The following is a 15,288-nucleotide window of genomic DNA, read 5'->3' on the forward strand; positions in this document are numbered from 1 at the left end:
CCGCGGTCGCCGCGCACGCCTCAGCCGGAGAACTCTGACTCGCTCACGCGGACGACGACGGTCTCCTCGACGTCGCGCAGGTCGTACTCCGGCGTCTCGCCCTGTCGCCGGCGGACGAACAGCGGCTCGACCGGGCGCCCGTCGACGAGCCCGAACACCTTCAGTCGCTGGTCGGTCTCCTCGGGCGGCACCTCGCCGTCGCGGACCTCGCGGGCGAGGTCGCGGGAGAGCCACTCGTCGGTCGCGACGGACGGCTCCAGGACGAGCGCCTCCGCGACGAAGCGGGCGAGGTACCAGTCGAGGTCGTTGAGGAGGGAGACGGCGGCGCCGAGGCTCACGGTGTCGACGGCGACGCTGTTCTCGAAGGGCTCCTCGATGTCGTAGGTGGCGAGCGCGTCGCGAGCCGTCTCGCGGGAGAGCAGCTCGTAGGAGAGCTCCACGTCGGGGTCGCCGAGGAGACACACCCGCGTCATGCCCGGGGTTCGGACCGGGCGGCGCAAATCCGTTGCGGTCGCCGACGCTACCAGGGGACCCGCTCGCGGTCCTTCCAGAGGTGCCCCGCGGGGCTCCCCGGCGCGAACCGCGCGAGCCAGACCGGCGTTTCGGCGCCCTTCGACGGGGTTCTCGGGGCCTCGTCGCCGCCCATGTCCGTCCGGACCCACCCCGGCGAGACGGCGTTCGCGATGAGGCCCCGATCGCCGTACTCCCCGTCGAGGTACGCGGTCAGCCCGCCGACGCCGACCTTCGAGAGCCGGTAGGCCGGGTAGCCGCCGCCCATCTGCCCCTCGGTGAACTGCCCCAGCTCCGACGAGAGGCTCACGACGCGACCGCCGGTTCCCTCCAACAGCAGCGGCAGCGCGTGCTTTGTCAGGACGACCGGGCCGCGGAGGTTGACGGCCGTCGTGCGGTCGAAGTCCGAGACGTCCATCTCGTGGAGCGGTCCGGAGCGGGCGAACACGCCCGCGTTGTTCACGAGGACGTCGAGCGATCCCGCCTCGCGCTCGATCCGGTCGACCGCGGCGCTGAGCTCGTCGTCGTCGGTCACGTCCAGCCGGACCGCGCGCTGGTCCGCCGCGGTCACGTCGTCGGGGTCGCGCGCGCCGGCGTAGACGGTCGCGCCCAGGTCCGCCAGTTCCGCGGCGATCTCGGCGCCGATCCCGCGCGTCGCGCCCGTGACGAGGGCCACATCGTCGGTCAGGTCGGCCTTGAGGTCGACGTCGGTAGGGGTGTCGGCCATGGCGATCGCTACGGCGCCGCGCCTGTAGAAACCCCGGGCCGACCGCCCTCAGAACGTCGAGACGTCGCCCTCGATGACGCTGCGGGTCACGTCGGTCACGTCGGCCAGTTCGCGGTCGACGATGGCGATCACGTCGTCCTCGATGTCGCCCAGCGCGACCTCGTCCTCGGTGACGATCTGCGCGTCGGCGACGTGCGGCTCGTCGATCGGGCGACCGATCTGCGAGAGCAGCCGGACCTGGAGGTCGCGGATGCCGTCGACCTCGCTCGTGACGGACTCGGCGACGCGGGTGGAGAGCAGGTTGTATATCTTCCCGATGTGGTTGACGGGGTTCTTCCCGGAGGTCGCCTCCATCGACATCGGGCGGTTCGGGGTGATGAGCCCGTTGGCGCGGTTCCCGCGGCCGACCGAGCCGTCGTCGCCCTGCTCGGCGGAGGTGCCGGTGACGGTGAGGTAGACGGACCCCTCGTTGTAGTCGTCGGCGGTGTTGACGTCGACGTGGACCTCGCGGTCGGTGTACTCGCGCGCGAGGTCGTCGACGTACTCGCGGACGGACGCGACCGCGTCGTCGTACTCGTCGAGCCCCTCGACGTAGGCGTCGACCATCGCGGCGGCGACGGTGATGTCGATCCGGTCGCCCTCGCGCTTGCCCATGATCTTCACGTCGGGGCCCAGCTCGGGGTGGTCGTCGTGGTAGGTCGTGTTGAGCGCGCGCTCGGCCTCGCGGACGATGGTCTCCGTCTCGGTGAGCGGCGCGTGGCCGACGCCGAAGGAGGTGTCGTTGGCCATCGGGACCTCCTGAGTCTCCTCGCCGAAGACGTCCTGGAGGTCGCCCGACCCCTCGCCGAGCCGCACGTCGACGACCACGTCGGTGCCGTACTCCAGCTCCGGGATCGCCTCGGCGAGGTAGTCGCGGGCGGCCGCGAGCGCGGTCGAGTCGACGGGCAGCTGCTCGCCGTCGTACTCCTTCGTGGCGCGGCCGACGATGAGGATGTAGATGGGCTCGACGACCTCGCCGCCGCCGAACGCGGGGGCCGCGCGGCCGGCGACGAGCTGCGTCTCGTCGGTGTTGTAGTGGAGGACTTTGCCGACGCGGTCGAGGTAGAGCTGCGAGAGCGCCCGCGAGACCGACTCCGCGACGCCGTCGCAGATCGAGTCGGGGTGACCGATCCCCTTTCGCTCGACGATTTCGACCTCCTGGTCCTCGACCGCCTGCCGGTCGAGGCGGCTGACCTGTATGTTCCGGTCCATTGCCCCTCGCTACTCCGTCGGCGGCAGTATAACTTGCGGAAACCACCTGCCCCGGGGTAATGCTCCATGGTTATGGTTCGGCAGATATTGCGGCCACGCCCCGGCCGACGCCGTCAGCGGACCGCCGCGTACGCCTCGGCCATCACGTCGAGGGCCTCGCGCAGCTCCGCCTCGTCGGTCGCGTACGAGATCCGCGCGTGGCCGGCGCCGCCCTCGCCGAACGCTTCGCCGGGGACGACGACCACGCCGCGGTCGAGGCACTCGTCGACGAACCCCTCCGGAACGCGGGGCATCGCGTAGAACGCGCCCTGCGGCGTCGGGCAGTCGAGGCCGATCTCGTCGAAGCCGTCGAGGAGGAGGTCCCGGCGGCGCCGGAACGACGCCGTCATCTCGTCGACGACGCCGCGGTCGCCGCGGAGCGCGGCCTCCGCGGCGTACTGGGCCGGCGCCGAGGCGCACGCCTGCGCGTACTGGTGGACGCGCAGCATGCGCTCGACGCGCTCGTCGGACCCGTACACCCAGCCGAGCCGCCAGCCCGTCATCGAGAACAGCTTCGAGGCGGAGTTGACGACGACGACGTTGTCCGTCTCCGCGAACTCGATCGGCGAGTAGTGCTCGCCGTCGAAGACGGTGTACTCGTACACCTCGTCGGAGATGCAGAGCACGTCGTGCTCGTCCGCGATGCGGGCGAACTCGCGCACGTCTTCCTCGGAGGAGACGGCCCCGGTGGGGTTGCCGGGGGAGTTGACGACGAACGCCGCCGTGTCGTCGGTGATCGCGTCCTCGATCGCGGCGGGGTCGATGGTGAGGTCGTCGCGGAGCGGCACGGGGACCGGCTCGCCGCCCGCCAGCTTCGTCAGGGCGTCGTACGAGACGAACCCGGGGTCCGGGATCAGCACCTCGTCGCCGGCGTCGACGTGCGCTTCGAGGGCGACGTGGAGCGCCTCGCTGCCGCCCGCGGTCGCGATGACGTTGCCCGGGTCGAGGTCGATCCCCTGGTCGGCGCAGTGCTTCTCGGCGATGGCCTCCCGCAGCGACAGAGTCCCCTTGTTCTCGGTGTAAGCGTCCGCCTTCCCGGACTCGATGGCGTCGACCGCGCCCCGCCGGGCGTGGTCCGGCGTCGGGAAGTCGGGCTGGCCCAGCCCCAGGTTGATCGCGTCGTCGCCGGCCGCCTCGAACACCTCGCGGATCCCGCTGATCGAGATCCGCTCGACCCTGTCGGAGAACGTCGTCATGTCTGTGTGGGCGCGCCGCCGAGAGTTAGTTCTTGCCACGTCGCCCGAGCGCCGCCCCCGACTCGACGCCGTCGAGTCACCAGCGCCGACGCTCCCAGACGGGGCGGCGCTCGCCCCGGCGGGCGTCGTCGCGGACCCGGCCGTCCGCGTCGGTCGGCAGCGCGAACCGACCCTCCAGGACGGCCGGTACCTCCGTCGGCCGCGCTCGCAACAGCGCGTCGTCGACGGCGCGGAGCCGGAGCATCGGCCGGCCCGGCCCCATCGGCACCTTGATCGACTCGATCAGCCCCCGGTCGACGAGCGCCTCCCGGTCGCGGGTGAACTCCTGCGCCGGAGCGATCCCGACGCCGTCGGTGCCGACCCAGCGCCGCAGGTCGCGGAAGAGGTAGTCGTGTCGCGCCGCGAGCGCGACGAGGAGCGTCCGGTCCGACGGCTCGGTCGTGCGGCCGAACTCGCCGGGGTCGAGCGTCGCGAGCACCGCCGCTAAGTCGTCGGCGAAGCGGTCGTCGAGGATCTCGCGCGCGGCGGCGAGCAGCCGCGTTCGGGAGGGCATCCCGACGGGTTCGGTCGTCGCCGCGTCGAACCGCGACTCGGCCGTCGCGCGGGCGCCATCGACCGCCTCGGAGTCGGTCTCGGCCGCGCTCGTCGCGAGGGTCCGGTCCCCGCGGGGGCCGACGACGGCGTCGGCGCGGTCCGGGCTCGCGAACAGCGTTTCGCCGGCCCCGTGGCCGAGCGGGTCGCCGGTTCGGACCCGTATCTGGTCGGTCTCGACCGCCTCGGCGACGGCGCTCCCGAGGACGAGGGCGCGCGAGAGCGCGTCGACGACGCCCGGCCGGCACGCGACCCGCCACGGCGGGCCCGAGGAGCGCTCGCGAGCGGCCAGCACGGACGGGAGCAGCCGGATCGGCACGCCGACCGCGACGACCGCGGACCGGTCGGCCAGCGCGGTCTCGACCGCATCGGCGAGCGGGTCGTCGGGGCGCGGGAGCGCGTCGGAGACCTCGCCCCTGTCACCGAAGCCGTCGCTCGCCGCCGCGGCGGAGTCGCCGGCGGCGTCGGAGTCGGCTCCGGGCGCGGCGTCGTCACCGGTCACACACGTCGTCACTGCCGCGATCCGAAAGAGCGTTGCGCCGGTCCGCGCGGACGCCGCGGGAAGCAGAGAGGGTCGGGAGCGCAGTCAGGGCGCCCGCCCGAACACGAGGTAGCCCGTGTGCCCAACGCCCGCGGTAGAGGGGCGGGAGCCCCGGTCGGAGAAGTCCATCTCGCGCTGGATCGTCTCCAGCGTCTCGACCTCGTCGAAGCCGGCCTCGCGCGCGGCGAGGGCCGCCTCGCGGGTGCCCTCGACGAACGGCGAGTAGACGGCGAGGCGGCCGCCGGGCGCCAGCAGGTCGTCCGCGCGCTCGACGACCGCCGGGGCGTCGCCCGTGTCGAGCGTGAGGGCGTCGAACGGCTCCTCGTCGGCGAGCGCGTCCAGCTCGTCGGTGAGGTCGCCGGTCCGGACCTCGACGCGGTCGGCGACGCCCGCGGTCGTCATGTTCTCGCGGGCGACCGCGGCGAACTCGGCGTCGACCTCGTAGGTGGTCACGTCGGCGCCCGCGCGGCCGAGGTACGCGGCGAGGATGCCGGTCCCGGTGCCGGCGTCGAGGACGCGGTCGCCGCCGGACGCGCCGGTGTGGCCCATCACGAGGCCCACGTCGCGCGGCATCATCGGCGCGCCGGTGCGTTCGAGGTGGTTGAACAGGTCGGGGCCGCGGAGCGCGCGGACCTCGAAGACGGTGCCGAGGTGGGTCTCGACCTCGTCGCCGGCCGCGACGTCCTCGGGGACCTCGATCACGCCGAGGTCCGTGCCGAACTCCTCGCCGGGCTCCAGCAGGTACTCGCGGTCCTCGTGGACGAGCAGGTACGCGGCGTCCGTCACTGCAGGTCCGAGATCGCTCGCGCCGGCTCGCCGTTGGCCGCCTCCAGCGCCTCGCGGGCGGCCTCCTTCGAGACGCCCGCCTGCTGGGCGACCAGCTTCACGTCCTCCTCCGGGATGCCGTCGTCGCCGCCGTCCGCGTCGTCGAGCGCCGGGTCGTCGCCGCCCTCGACGGCCGTCGCGCCGCCCGCGCCGGCGTCGGCGACCGACTCGGGCGAGCCGACGATCTGGTAGGTCTCCTGCCCCTGGGCGTCCATCTTGGTCACCTGGGCGCCGTCGAAGACGAGGTCGTCGCCGTCGGCCGTCTCGATGACGACCCGCTCGGCGTCGAGCTCCTCGACGTCGATCCCCATCTGTTTCATCATCTGTTTCATCTTGCGCGGGTTCATGCCGCCGCCTCCGAACATGCCACCTGATTCGGCCGGACGACACAAAAAGGGTGTCGACACGGGCCGAAGCGGCGACGCGCCGCGGGAGCGCGGTCGCGGCGAGGCCGGCTGAACGCAGTCCGACCGAACCCGGCGAACCGGACCGAGACGGCTGGGTTGATACGTGTCGCGCGCGAGGCGGCGGTATGTACCTCGCGGACCACACCTGGCCGGAGCTGGGCGACGCGCTCGCTCCCGGCTCCGTCGCGCTCGTCCCGCTCGGCTCGACCGAACAGCACGGCCCCCACCTCCCGCTCGCGACAGACCACCTGATCGCCGAGGCGCTCGCGACGGCGGCCGCCGAGCGGTCTGACGCGTTCCGAACGCCGACGGTCAACGTCGGCGTCAGCCCGCACCACCGGCAGTTCCCGGGGACGATGTGGGTCGACCCGCCGGAGTTCCGGGACTACGTCGAGTCGTTCTCGCGGAACCTCGCGTACCACGGGATCGACCGCGTGGTGTTCGTCAACGCCCACGGCGGCAACGTCCAGCACCTCCGCGAGGTGGGGCGCCGGCTCCACGAGGACGAGGTCGCCTACGCCGTCGAGTGGATGTGGGACGAGTCGATCCCGGAGCTGGTCGACGACCTGTTCGAGCACAACGGCCCCCACGCCGGACCGAAGGAGACGGCGATGATCACCCACATCGCGCCCGACCTCGTCCGCGAGGGCCGGCTCGAAGACGCCCGCGACGGCGGCCTCGTCGACCTCGCGAGCGCGGAGGCGACGGTCCACGGCGCCCGCACGTTCTACGACGCGATCGACAACTCGCCGAACGGCGCGTTCGGCGACCCGACCGACGTGACGCCCGAGAAGGCGGAGCGCCTGTTCGAGGCGGCCGCGGACCAGCTCGTCCAGCTGGCGGAGTGGATCGGCGAGCGCGACGCGGAGGAACTGTTCCCGGAGCCGCGCGTCGAAGGAGAGACGGCCTAAGCGCCGTCGGGCTCCCGGTCGCCCCCGTCGCCGAGGATCTCGTCCAGCGCGGCGTCGGTCGCCTCGCGCCGGCCGTCGAGGACCGCGAACGCCTCGCCGCGGCGGCGTTCGAGCCAGCGGAGCAGCCGCGCCGCCCAGTCGAGCTTCCGCGCCTTCATCGGGTCGACCGCCGGGTCGTCGAAGTCCCAGCCGGGGAAGACAAGCTCGCCGGCACCCACGTGGTCGGCGAGGAACGCGGCTCGGTCGCCGTCGGTGAATCCGCCGGGGTTTCGGACCGGGCCGACGGGGGCCGTCTGCGTCGTCGCCAGCGTCCACTCGTCGGCGAAGCGCGGGAGCCACTCGCGGACGGCGGGGACGTTGTCGCCGTGGGCGTGGGCGGCGACGGGGACGCCCTCGCGGGTCAGCGACGCCGCGGTCTCGGGGTTCTTGTCGAGGTCGGTCACCATACAGTCGACGTCGACGCCGCGGTCGGCGAGCACGTCGGCCGCCGTGGAGGCGGCGACGACGACGTCGGCGTCGCGGGCGAGCGCCACCTCGTCGGCGAGGCACGGCGCCGCGCCCGCGACCGCGACAGTCTGCCCCTCCCAATCACCGAGGCGGTCGGGCGGGAACGGCGTCGCGAGGTCGGCGGCGAGGTCTCGGGCCCGCTCGTCGGCGGCTCTGTCGAACCCGAAGTCGGCGAGGATCGCCTCGTAGACGGGCTCGAAGGTCGCGAAGTTCACGGACTGGTCACTCCGCGTGCGGGATCCTGTCTCCGTCCAGACCGGCGCCGCCGCTCGCCGGTCGAATTATGGTATGGACCGGAGTGGCACAGAGTACCCCTACCCGCGTGCCCCTCCGGCGTCCGGTCGATCGGTTGTCTACACGAGGGCATAAACTTTCTCTTAACTGACGTTGGCTGCGATTCCGTCGAGCGCGGCGTCGAGCGCGTCGGAGACGCCTGAAACCGACTCCCTGACCGATTCGATCGCGTCCGGGGTCCCGATCAGGAGGCCGCGACGGCGGTCCGGGAGGGCGCCGCCGGCAGATCCGCCGTTCGCGCGGTCACCGGTCCCGCCGTCGGTCGTCGTCGGAGTCGTCGGGACGCCGGCCCGGTTCGGATCGCCGAGCGCGAACGTCGCGGCGCTCGCGTCGCCGCCGACGGTCGCGGCGCGCAGGGCGCCGACCGCGGCGTCGCCGAGCCCGTCGAGCTCGTAGGTGCGGACGACCGCGGCCTCGGCGGGGTCGCGGTCGCCGTCGGCCGCCCGCGGCGCGCCGATCCGATCGAGGTGGCGCCCCGCTTCCCGGACCGTCGTCACGTCGAGCTCCGCGACCGCGACGGCGTCGTCGGCTCCGCCGGCGTAGCGGTCGCGGGCGAACTCGGCGCCGATCAGGGCGGCGTCGCGCGTCTCGGCCACGTCGTGCGTCCGGATCACGTGGGCGCCGCGCTCGACGGCCATCGACGTGGCCGCGAGCGAGACCGGGAGCGCCTCCTCGGTGCTGCGGCCGGCGACCGTCTTGAGGAAGCTCTTGCGGTTGATCGAGACGAGGAGGGGGCGGCCGTAGCCGCGGAACTCGCGCAGGCGGTGGAACGTCTCGCGGTCGTCCTCGTGGGTCTTCGCCTCGGACCAGCCGCCGAACGCGGGGTCGAGGATCGTCTTGTCGGTGAGGCCGTTCATCGAGAGGGCCTCGTAGATGTCGTCCACGTCCTCGATGGCGCCCGGGCGTTCGAGGTCCGGCGGCGAGGCCATCTTCGAGACCGCCACGTCGTGTTCGCGGCAGACGCGGGGCATCTCCGGGTCGGCGAACCCGCAGATGTCGTTGACCATGTCGAAGCCGCGCGAGAGCGCCTCGTCGGCGACCTCGTGGTAGCGCGTCTCGATCGACCAGACGGCGTCGCCCGAGGTCGATTCGAGGGTCTCGACGGCGGTGTCGAGCCGATCCAACTCCTGTTCGGCGGAGAGCACGTCGAGGTCCTTGTTGGCCGATTCGAGGCCCACGTCGACGATGTCGGCGCCCTCGCCGATCAGTTCCTCGTCGACGTACGCCGCGGCCTCACCGGGGTCGTCGTACACGCTGGGGTCGTACGGCGACTCCTCCGAGACGTTGAGCACGCCCATGATCCGGGGCGGGTGGTCGTCGCCGATCCCGAGCCCCGCGGCGTCCACGTTTCGCATACGATCACCACGGGCGCGAGCGACATAAACGGGGCGAGTACCCGACGGGTTCGCCGGGGGATCGACCGGACAACTATTTATAAATGATCGGTGGTGCGGTGGCGCGTGCCCGCGAGGCCGCTTTGCGGCCGAGCCGCGAGGGGCCTTTGGTCCCTCTGGAAGCCGGCGCGCAGCGCCGGTGACGGCACGCGCGAGGGACGCCGCGGGCGACGCGGGCGACCGAAGGGAGCCCCGAGCGAGCGGCGAGGTCGTGGTGGTGTGAGGTGCTGCACCAGGCGGGGTTCGAACGGGCCGGGGCTTTGGCGGTGTTCGCCGCCGATCCACGCACTGAAGACTCCAATTACAAATCGAACCGGAGGGAGTCGCCGACTCCGACGCCGTGGCGGTCGGTCCACTCGTACGGGACCTCCAGCACGTACTGCCCGGAGCCGGGGTACCGCTGCTCCTCGCCGTCCTCGTTCGGTCCCGGTTCGGGCGCGTTGTGGATCCGTGTGATCTCCCGGTCGCCGTCGGCGTAGACGATGTCGATGCCGAAGCTCATCCGACGCATCACGTAGGTGAGCGAGTCGCGCGGCGAACCGTAGACGAACAACATCCCGCTGTCCTCGGGCAGCGACTCGGCGTCGCTGAGACCCAGACGGCGTTCAGGACCGGTGGAAGCCATCGCGGCGGTCACCGACCCCTTCAGTTCTCCGTCGGGGCCCGCTACTGTCACGGTTGTCGTCTCGTAGTCCGCGTACGCCCCGGTAGGCCACGCGGTCTCGCCGTCGCCGCCGTCCGAACCGCCACCGCGGTCGGTCGAGTCGTTCTCCCCGCCCGCGCCGTCGCCGCCCGCGCGGTCGCCCAGACAGCCCGCCGCGGCGCCGAGGGTCCCGGCCGCGGTCAGTCCGAGGAGTCGCCGCCGTCTCATGGCCGGAACGAGGTCGGCCGGGGATATAAGGGACCGCGTCGGCGGCGAGCGCGTGCGGACGCCGCGGCCCCGGCGCGGCGCAGCGACCGTCCGCGTGCCGGGAAGGACGCGCTTTTATCGCCGCCGGAGCGTAGCGTGAACATGGCGAAAGTGAGCATCGGCCTCCGCGGGTGGCGCTTCGAGGAGGACGAGATATTCAGCGACGACGAGGAGCTGAAGCCCCTCGACGAGATTCCGGAGGACCCGCGGGAACGGCTCCTGCGGCTCGTTAGCCTCGTCGAGGAGCCGTGCGACGTCTGCTACCTCGACTACGGTGAGGCGGAGGTCCACCGCTGTAACGAGGCCGAGATTGTGTACGGCGAGCCGGAAGGGGAGGTCCTGCTCTGCCCCGAACACGAGCCCGACCTGCTCTACTGGTTCCGCGAGGAGGGCGGCAGCGAGCACAAGGGGTCGGTCGAGTTCGCCGACCGCTTCCACGAGTGGGTCGCCGCCGGCAACGAGGCCCCAGAGGGGTACGGCTCCGTCGAGCACGTCGAGGAGGACCCCGACGGGCTCCCGGACCTGCCCGACCAGCAGGAGGTCCAAGAGCGGATCGAAGAGGGGTTCGAGGGCGAGCGGATCGACATCCTCGAACTCGCCCGCGGCGAGGAGACCGACCGCGAGGAACTGACCGAGGAGGAGCTGGCGGAGTCCGACCTCGACCTCTCCACCGACTACCCGTCGGACCGATGAGCGGCGACGAGCGAGCGCCGGCGACGGGCGAGGGAGCGGCGGAGCCGACCGACGCCGAGGCGTCCGCCGAGTCGGACGACGCTGCGGATCGGCAGACGCCCGTGGTCGTCGTCGTCGAGCCCGAGACCCCGGGCAACGTCGGGACCATCGCGCGGGCGATGAAGAACTTCGGCCTCACCGACCTCAAGCTGGTCGACCCGCCGGAGCTGCGGGAGGACGGCGAGGCGTACGGCTTCGCCGGCCACGCCCGCGAGGACGTGCTGCCGAACGCGGACGAGGTCACCTTCGAGGAGGTCGTCGCGAACTACCACACGGTCGGCACGACCGCGATCACCGGCGAGGACGACCGCAGCCACGAGCGCTTCCCGTTCAAGACGCCCGTCGAGCTCCGCGAGTCGCTGAAGACCGTCGACGCGCCCACCGCCATCGTCTTCGGCCGCGAGGGTCGCGGGCTCAACAACGAGGAGCTCTCGCGGCTCGACGAGGTGTGTTCGATCCCGGCCGACGACGACTACCCCGTCCTCAACCTCGGGCAGGCCGCGACCGTCCTGCTGTACGAGCTGCGTGACCTCACGGTCGGCGAGACCCAGCTGCCCGACACCGAGGTCACCCGCGCGCCCGAGGCCGACGTGGAGCGCTTCCACGGGTTCTTCGAGGACTTCCTCGCGGCGACGGGGCAGCGCGACCACGTCCGCGAGAAGAACGCGCTGCTGATGCGCCGGCTGCTCGGCCGCGCGCACCCGACGGAACGCGAGATCCACACCCTGCTCGGCACCTTCCGCAAGGCGAACACGAAGCTGGAGCACGCCGACCACCTCGCGGCGAAGTACGACGAGCCGCCGTACCCGCGGGAGAAGTAGCCGTGTCCGACTCCGTCCTCGACGAGGACCTGCTGGCCGGCGTCCGCGACGTCTCGCCGCTCATCCTCGGGGTCGCGCCGTTCGCGCTCGTGGCCGGCATCGCCGCCGTCGACGCCGGGCTCGGCCTCGCCGAGGCGGTCGGGATGTCCGTGATCGTGTTCGCGGGCGCCTCGCAGCTGGCGGCGCTGGAACTGCTCGGCGAGAACGCGCCGCTCGCGGTCGTCGTCGGGACGGCCGTCGTGATCAACCTCCGGATGCTGATGTACTCGGCGTCCATCGCGCCGCACTTCGCCGACTACGGGCGCCGCCTCCGCGCGGGGCTCGCGTACCTCCTCACCGACCAGGCGTACGCGCTCTCGGTGGCCGAGTTCGGCGAGAACCCCGACCGGAGCCGGTGGCGCTACTACCTCGGCGCCGCCGCCTCGCTGTGGGTCGTCTGGCAGATCGGCACCGTCGCGGGCGTCGTCCTCGGCGCCGGCGTCCCCGACGCGTGGGGGCTCACCTTCGCGGTGCCGCTCGTGTTCCTGGCGCTCCTCGTCCCGGCGATGAAGGACCGGCCGACCACCGTCGCGGGCGGCGCGGGCGGCGCGGTCGCGGTCGTCGCGGCCGGGCTGCCGCTCAACCTGGGGCTGCTCGTCGGCGCGCTGTGCGGGATCGGCGCGGGGCTCGCAACGGAGGTCGCGGGCCGGTGACCGGCGCGCTCGTCGCCTCCCCACGGGCGTGGGCCGCCATCGTCGTCATCGGCGTGATCACCTACGGGATCCGGCTCTCTTTCATCCACCTGTTCGGCCGGATCGACGGGGTCCCGACGCGCGTCCAGCGGCCACTCCGGTACGTCCCGCCCGCCGTCCTCGCGGCGCTCGTCCTCCCGGACCTGGTGACGCTGCGCCCGTCGGTCGCCGCGACCCTCTTGGACGAGCGGCTGATCGCCGGCGCCGTCGCCGGCGCCGTCGCGTGGCGAACCGAGAACGTCTTCGCGACCATCGCGACCGGGATGGGGACGCTGTGGCTGTTCCGGTTCGTCGTGTTCGGCTGAGGCTCGCGAGGCGCGCTCCGTGCGGCCGCGTCGGCGTCGCGACGGCGTGACCCGCTGCCGCGGCCGACTGGAGCGACGAGTCCGTCAGCGCTCGCGCTCCGTCGGCCGCTCCGCGGAGGGCTTCCGGGAGGCCGAGTCGCTGCGGTCGACGGGGCGGTCGAACCGCGAGCCGCCTTCGTCGGCCTCGCGCTCGCGGGCGGCGGCGATCCGCTGGGCGGCGTCGGCGAGCGAGTCGAGCGCCGCGAACACCCGGTACGAGAGGTACGGGCCGACCGAGAGCACCGCGACGGCGATGACCCCGAGCAGGATCTGTCCGACGATCAACAGAGAGTAGACGAACACGAACAGGCTCACGGCGCCCAGAACCGTGCCGGCACGGGTGCGGAGGGCCTCGGACGGCGAGAGCGGGTCATGCGGCATAGCCGGGGCTACCGGCGTGAGACACTTAAAAATGAACGCGGGTCGGCGGACGCGGTGTCGATCAGTCGTCGGCCGGGGCGGCGGAGTCGCCGGCCGAGACGCCGGTGCCGGGGCCGATGTCGATGCCGAGCTCCTCGAGCTTCTCGTCGGGGACGACCCCGTCGACCCAGTCGCGGGTCTCGTAGTACTCGGCCTTCAGCTGGTCGAGTTCGACGAGTTCGCCCTCGCTGGCGCCCGTGCCGGGGACGGCGTCCGGGTGGCCCTCGATGAACCGGTTCGGCAGCGTGTCGTCCGCGCCGTCGAAGCCGGCGAGGTTGTTGTAGTAGCGTTCGAGGTTGTAGACGCGCTCGCCGGCCTCGAACAGCTCGTCCTCCGAGAGGTCGCGACCGGTCACGCCGTTGTACTGGAGGACGTACTCCTCGATCCCCTCCGCGAACGCGCTGAACTTACAGATGTCGAACGAGTCCGACACCGCGTGAAGGTCCTGGAAGGTGGCGGTGAGCTCGCCTTTCCCCTCCCACTCGTACGGGTCGACCTTCTCCGGGATCCCGAGGATCTCGGCGGCCGGCGTGTAGCCGCGCAGGTGGCAGGCGCCGCGGTTGGAGGTCGCGTACGCGATCCCCATGCCCTTCATACAGCGCGGGTCGTAGGCGGCCATCGTCTGCCCCTTGACGGAGAGCTTGTTGCCGTGCGCGTCCTTCGCGTCGGCGACGCGCTCGGGGCCCTCCGCGAGCAGGTCGCCGAGGTCCGACGAGCGGTGGCCGATCTCGTCGATGAGGTCGATCATCGTCTCGGAGTCGCCCCAGTCGAGGCCGCCGACGCCGTCCAGCTTGTCCTCCTCGCTCATCTCCATCGCCATCGCCATCATGTTGCCGGCCTCGATGGTGTCGATGCCGAGGTCGTTACAGCGCTGGAGCATGACCGCGATCTCGTCGCGGTCGGAGTGCCCCGAGTTCGGGCCGAGCGCCCACGCGGACTCGTACTCGTACGACTCCGTGCGGACGTTCATGTCCTGACCCTTGTGCGTGACGTTGACCTCGACCTCCTTCTTACACGCGACCGGGCAGGAGTGACAGGTCGGCTCGTCGACGAGGATGTTCTCGCGGACGTTCTCGCCGGAGACGCGCTCCGCCTCGATGTCGACGCCCTCGCCGTCGTGGTACGCCTCGGTCGAGGTGTACTTCGCGTTCTTGGTCGGGAGCCCGTCCATCTCCTCGGTCGCGTTCATCAGGACGTTCGTCCCGTACATCGAGAGCCCGCCCTCGTTGGGCGCGGTCACGTCGGACTCGCGGATGACCTCCATCGCCTGCTGGTACCCCTCCTGGAACGTCTCGGGGTCGGCGGGCTTGGGCATGTCCGTGCCCGACTTCACGACGACCGCCTTCACCTTCTTCGCGCCCATCACGGCGCCGGTGCCGCCGCGGCCCGAGGCGCGGTCGTCCTCGTTGATGACGCAGCCGTAGCGAACCTGGTTCTCGCCGCCCTGACCGATGGCCATCACGGAGACGTCGCGACCGACCTTCCCCTCGACCTCCTCGCCGATCTGGTCGATCGTGTCGTGGACGCCCTGGCCCCAGAGGTGCGAGGCGTCGCGTACCTCCACGTCGCCGTCCTCGACGAACAGGTAGACGGGCTCGTCGCTCTCGCCGTCGAGCAGGATGCCGTCGAGCCCGGCCCACTTGAGCCGCGCCCCGGACCAGCCGCCGTGGTGCGAGTCGGTGACGGTCCCCGTCAGCGGGGACTTGGTCACCAACGCGATCCGGCCGCTCATCACGGTCTGGGTGCCCGTCAGCGGGCCGGTCATGAACGCCAGTCGGTTCTCCGGTCCCAGCGGGTCCACGTCGGGCCCCTTGTCGAAGACGTACTTGACGCCGAGCCCGCGCGCGCCGATGTACTTCTTCGCGTCGTCGTCGTCGATCCCGCGGTAGCTGACCTCGCCACCGCCGAGTTCGACCTGTGCCACACGGTCTCTGTAGCCGCCCATTTCAGTCATGTAATGCTCGTTCATTATAGACGGACCACAACGTGTTAGGTGTTCACCTCCGGACGCAACCGGAACCAGTTACCAAACTGGAGGCGTCGGCGCCACGGCGCTTATGAATGGACCGCGCGTTCCGTGCGTGAATACTCGCGGACGGCAGCGGGGTGCGAACGGTTCTCACGTTACCGCGACGAC

The 15,288-nt window shown here is 71.9% G+C and carries 17 protein-coding genes; 5 read left to right on the plus strand and 12 right to left on the minus strand.

Going from position 1 to position 15,288, the window contains the following annotated elements:
* Positions 1 to 20: 20 nt before the first annotated feature.
* The 7 genes from EXE48_RS10940 to EXE48_RS10970 form a co-directional block, all read right to left on the minus strand.
* Positions 21 to 473, minus strand: a complete 453-nt coding sequence (locus tag EXE48_RS10940; protein WP_053771403.1) for a DUF5804 family protein — start codon at positions 471 to 473, stop codon at positions 21 to 23.
* 47 nt (positions 474 to 520) lie between these two features.
* The gene (locus EXE48_RS10945; RefSeq protein ID WP_053771404.1) at positions 521 to 1,237 is read right to left on the minus strand and encodes an SDR family NAD(P)-dependent oxidoreductase; all 717 of its coding nucleotides are present in this window, start codon (positions 1,235 to 1,237) and stop codon (positions 521 to 523) included.
* A gap of 48 nt (positions 1,238 to 1,285) precedes the next feature.
* Positions 1,286 to 2,488: a methionine adenosyltransferase gene (locus EXE48_RS10950; RefSeq protein WP_053771405.1), complete on the minus strand. Its 1,203-nt coding sequence runs from the start codon at positions 2,486 to 2,488 to the stop codon at positions 1,286 to 1,288.
* A gap of 113 nt (positions 2,489 to 2,601) precedes the next feature.
* Positions 2,602 to 3,723, minus strand: a complete 1,122-nt coding sequence (locus tag EXE48_RS10955; RefSeq protein ID WP_137711409.1) for a pyridoxal phosphate-dependent aminotransferase — start codon at positions 3,721 to 3,723, stop codon at positions 2,602 to 2,604.
* Between the two features lie 76 nt (positions 3,724 to 3,799).
* Positions 3,800 to 4,816, minus strand: coding sequence for a transcriptional regulator TbsP domain-containing protein (locus tag EXE48_RS10960; RefSeq protein WP_137711410.1), 1,017 nt, complete (start codon positions 4,814 to 4,816; stop codon positions 3,800 to 3,802).
* An 84-nt stretch (positions 4,817 to 4,900) separates the two neighbouring features.
* A complete protein-coding gene (locus tag EXE48_RS10965; protein WP_137705347.1) occupies positions 4,901 to 5,641 on the minus strand; it encodes a tRNA (adenine-N1)-methyltransferase in 741 nt (246 codons plus the stop codon).
* A complete protein-coding gene (locus EXE48_RS10970) occupies positions 5,638 to 6,045 on the minus strand; it encodes a nascent polypeptide-associated complex protein (RefSeq protein ID WP_137711411.1) in 408 nt (135 codons plus the stop codon). Before EXE48_RS10970 ends, EXE48_RS10965 begins: the two co-directional genes overlap by 4 nt.
* A 167-nt stretch (positions 6,046 to 6,212) precedes the next feature.
* On the opposite strand from EXE48_RS10970, the gene EXE48_RS10975 reads away from it, so the two are divergent.
* A complete protein-coding gene (locus tag EXE48_RS10975; RefSeq protein WP_053771410.1) occupies positions 6,213 to 6,998 on the plus strand; it encodes a creatininase family protein in 786 nt (261 codons plus the stop codon).
* Here EXE48_RS10975 and EXE48_RS10980 read toward each other — a convergent pair.
* From EXE48_RS10980 to EXE48_RS10990, 3 genes are all read right to left on the minus strand, one after another.
* Complete coding sequence (locus tag EXE48_RS10980; protein WP_137711412.1) at positions 6,995 to 7,720, minus strand: 6-hydroxymethylpterin diphosphokinase MptE-like protein; 726 nt, start codon at positions 7,718 to 7,720, stop codon at positions 6,995 to 6,997. The two genes, EXE48_RS10975 and EXE48_RS10980, sit on opposite strands and share 4 nt — an antisense overlap.
* Before the next feature lie 162 nt (positions 7,721 to 7,882).
* Positions 7,883 to 9,154, minus strand: coding sequence for a dihydropteroate synthase (folP, locus tag EXE48_RS10985; RefSeq protein ID WP_199236381.1), 1,272 nt, complete (start codon positions 9,152 to 9,154; stop codon positions 7,883 to 7,885).
* A gap of 340 nt (positions 9,155 to 9,494) precedes the next feature.
* Complete coding sequence (locus tag EXE48_RS10990) at positions 9,495 to 10,064, minus strand: DUF192 domain-containing protein (protein WP_137711413.1); 570 nt, start codon at positions 10,062 to 10,064, stop codon at positions 9,495 to 9,497.
* Between the two features lie 141 nt (positions 10,065 to 10,205).
* On the opposite strand from EXE48_RS10990, the gene EXE48_RS10995 reads away from it, so the two are divergent.
* From EXE48_RS10995 to EXE48_RS11010, 4 genes are read left to right on the plus strand one after another with little or no spacing between them, the layout of a single operon-like run.
* Positions 10,206 to 10,796, plus strand: a complete 591-nt coding sequence (locus EXE48_RS10995; RefSeq protein ID WP_053771412.1) for a DUF8114 family protein — start codon at positions 10,206 to 10,208, stop codon at positions 10,794 to 10,796.
* Positions 10,793 to 11,656 carry an RNA methyltransferase gene (locus tag EXE48_RS11000; protein ID WP_121599536.1) on the plus strand — a complete coding sequence of 288 codons (864 nt, stop codon included), beginning with the start codon at positions 10,793 to 10,795 and terminating at the stop codon, positions 11,654 to 11,656. Before EXE48_RS10995 ends, EXE48_RS11000 begins: the two co-directional genes overlap by 4 nt.
* 2 nt (positions 11,657 to 11,658) lie before the next feature.
* Positions 11,659 to 12,348, plus strand: coding sequence for an AzlC family ABC transporter permease (locus EXE48_RS11005; protein ID WP_053771414.1), 690 nt, complete (start codon positions 11,659 to 11,661; stop codon positions 12,346 to 12,348).
* Positions 12,345 to 12,692, plus strand: coding sequence for a branched-chain amino acid transport AzlD family protein (locus EXE48_RS11010; RefSeq protein ID WP_053771505.1), 348 nt, complete (start codon positions 12,345 to 12,347; stop codon positions 12,690 to 12,692). The genes EXE48_RS11005 and EXE48_RS11010 overlap by 4 nt, the downstream gene beginning before the upstream one ends.
* 84 nt (positions 12,693 to 12,776) lie before the next feature.
* On the opposite strand, the gene EXE48_RS11015 is transcribed toward EXE48_RS11010, so the two are convergent.
* Both EXE48_RS11015 and EXE48_RS11020 read right to left on the minus strand, forming a co-directional pair.
* Positions 12,777 to 13,112: a DUF8066 domain-containing protein gene (locus EXE48_RS11015; RefSeq protein WP_137711414.1), complete on the minus strand. Its 336-nt coding sequence runs from the start codon at positions 13,110 to 13,112 to the stop codon at positions 12,777 to 12,779.
* 61 nt (positions 13,113 to 13,173) lie between these two features.
* On the minus strand, positions 13,174 to 15,105 hold the full coding sequence (locus tag EXE48_RS11020; protein ID WP_053771416.1) for an aldehyde ferredoxin oxidoreductase family protein: 1,932 nt from the start codon (positions 15,103 to 15,105) through the stop codon (positions 13,174 to 13,176).
* Between the last annotated feature and the right edge of the window lie 183 nt (positions 15,106 to 15,288).

Origin of the sequence: Halorubrum sp. ASP1 (assembly GCF_005435135.1) — an archaeon.
Lineage (GTDB): Archaea > Halobacteriota > Halobacteria > Halobacteriales > Haloferacaceae > Halorubrum > Halorubrum tropicale.

Excerpts from the sequence above, each read along its gene's own strand:
- EXE48_RS10940 (WP_053771403.1), bottom strand. The coding sequence starts at position 473 with ATGACGCGGGTGTGTCTCCTCGGCGACCCCGACGTGGAGCTCTCCTAC.
- EXE48_RS10945 (WP_053771404.1), bottom strand. The coding sequence starts at position 1,237 with ATGGCCGACACCCCTACCGACGTCGACCTCAAGGCCGACCTGACCGAC.
- EXE48_RS10950 (WP_053771405.1), bottom strand. The coding sequence starts at position 2,488 with ATGGACCGGAACATACAGGTCAGCCGCCTCGACCGGCAGGCGGTCGAG.
- EXE48_RS10955 (WP_137711409.1), bottom strand. The coding sequence starts at position 3,723 with ATGACGACGTTCTCCGACAGGGTCGAGCGGATCTCGATCAGCGGGATC.
- EXE48_RS10970 (WP_137711411.1), bottom strand. The coding sequence starts at position 6,045 with ATGTTCGGAGGCGGCGGCATGAACCCGCGCAAGATGAAACAGATGATG.
- EXE48_RS10975 (WP_053771410.1), top strand. The coding sequence starts at position 6,213 with ATGTACCTCGCGGACCACACCTGGCCGGAGCTGGGCGACGCGCTCGCT.
- folP (WP_199236381.1), bottom strand. The coding sequence starts at position 9,154 with ATGCGAAACGTGGACGCCGCGGGGCTCGGGATCGGCGACGACCACCCG.
- EXE48_RS10990 (WP_137711413.1), bottom strand. The coding sequence starts at position 10,064 with ATGAGACGGCGGCGACTCCTCGGACTGACCGCGGCCGGGACCCTCGGC.
- EXE48_RS10995 (WP_053771412.1), top strand. The coding sequence starts at position 10,206 with ATGGCGAAAGTGAGCATCGGCCTCCGCGGGTGGCGCTTCGAGGAGGAC.
- EXE48_RS11000 (WP_121599536.1), top strand. The coding sequence starts at position 10,793 with ATGAGCGGCGACGAGCGAGCGCCGGCGACGGGCGAGGGAGCGGCGGAG.
- EXE48_RS11015 (WP_137711414.1), bottom strand. The coding sequence starts at position 13,112 with ATGCCGCATGACCCGCTCTCGCCGTCCGAGGCCCTCCGCACCCGTGCC.
- EXE48_RS11020 (WP_053771416.1), bottom strand. The coding sequence starts at position 15,105 with ATGACTGAAATGGGCGGCTACAGAGACCGTGTGGCACAGGTCGAACTC.